Origin of the sequence: Armatimonas sp. (assembly GCF_031410135.1) — a bacterium.
Taxonomy (GTDB): Bacteria; Armatimonadota; Armatimonadia; order Armatimonadales; family Armatimonadaceae; genus Armatimonas.
Map to the genome: position 1 here is coordinate 1 of NZ_JANNYP010000512.1, position 1578 is coordinate 1578.

The 1578-nt window shown below is 47.3% G+C and carries 2 protein-coding genes; both read left to right on the forward strand.

The annotated features are described in order from the left end of the window. Positions 1–336 (forward strand): hypothetical protein (locus RMO15_RS18970; RefSeq protein WP_309715339.1); only part of this gene is annotated, 336 nt, incomplete at its 5' end. A gap of 33 nt (positions 337–369) precedes the next feature. Then, positions 370–1365, forward strand: a complete 996-nt coding sequence (locus RMO15_RS18975) for an IS5 family transposase (protein ID WP_309715343.1) — start codon at positions 370–372, stop codon at positions 1363–1365. Positions 1366–1578: the final 213 nt, after the last annotated feature.

Below are 1578 nucleotides of genomic sequence, written 5' to 3' on the forward strand. Positions count from 1 at the left end.
CGTGGTAAGGGCAAGCGGTGTCCTAAGGATGGCCTTGCTGCACGCGAAGCCGTTAATGCTATTGTCTCTCATTATAATTTAGATGGTTTATTAAATGTAACGATTACTGAAAATCTCCATAAGGCTAGTGTTCGCGGTTATGGAGGTAATCCTGGCCGTTTAGAATCAAATATACAAGTTGATATTATTTGTGATATTAACCCCTCTATTCTTAAATCTCATATTGCATCTCTTGGTTGGCGCGTTTATGCTACCAATGCTTCGATAGAGCGATTGAGTTTCAATAAATGTATGGCTTTGTTGCATAATGGGCTAATCCGCAGTTTTGCCAGGTAGTTGCAGGCACGGTTCTGGCAATCTTGAAAAGCTGTGAAACGAAACAAAACGGCCAAAAATCCTAAGCCCAAAGGCAAGAAGACTTCCTACCGCACCCGCAACTGGAAACAGTATAACACTGCTCTTATCAATCGAGGCGACATCACTCTCTGGATCAACCCCGAAGTCGTCAAAGCATGGAAAGCACAAAGCGACGGACTGCCCCATAAACAAAAAGTCTACAGTGATCTAGCTATAGAAGTCGTCTTGACACTCAAGATTCTCTTCAAGCTTCCCCTTCGAGCGGCTCAAGGACTCGCCAGAACCTTGATAGGAATTATGAAACTTGAGCTGCCCTGTCCACATTACTCCACTCTTTCACGACGCGCTAAGACTCTCAAAATTGACTTGGGAGTCCGAAAAACCGATGAGCCTATCCATCTGCTTATCGATAGCACAGGTATCAAAGTGGCAGGGGAAGGCGAGTGGAAAACACGTAAATGGAAAGCTGAATATAGACGTACTTGGATCAAATTGCATCTGGGACTCGACCGAAATAGTGGACAAATTGTAGCGGGAGTCGTGACAGACGCCAATGGAGGCGACCCGGACCACTTCCCTGAAATTCTTGATGCGGTCGAGGGAGAAATTGAGAAAGTGGGAGCCGATGGCATCTACGACTCGCTCGATAACTTTCGCCGCATTGCCGAGCGGGGAGCCATCCCGATTATCCCGGCTCGCCTTGGAGCCATCCTTCACCCTGAGCCTGAGGCGGCGGCTCGCAATGCCGTCGTTTCTGAAATGGAGCGTCTCTGGGATGATGAAACCCATGATGCTCGTTGGAAGGTGGAGAGTGGCTATCATGCTCGTAGTCGGGTTGAGTCGGAGATGTTTCGTTACAAAAAGGTGATTGGTGATAGTGTGAGTTGTAAGAATCTTGCTTCTCAGACGGTTGAGGTTTTGCTTGGTTGTCGTATTTTGAATCGTTTTCTTGAATTTGGCCGTTGTGAGAGCCATGCCGTCGTGTTGCCTTCTAACCCAGTAACTTAACGAGGTGAGTCGGAAAAATGCGATCAAGCACGGCTACTCAAAAACGTTATGCAACAAAGCCAGAAATAGATAACTTTAGTTTCCGCTAAATCATGCACTCTGTAGCACTCCTTGCCCAGCTTTAGGAGCTTTCTGACGACGATGACCCTCGACACCAGTCGCCAAATGGGAAGTCACACTCGCCTTTTTTCGAAGTTGTTCACCCACCACGGG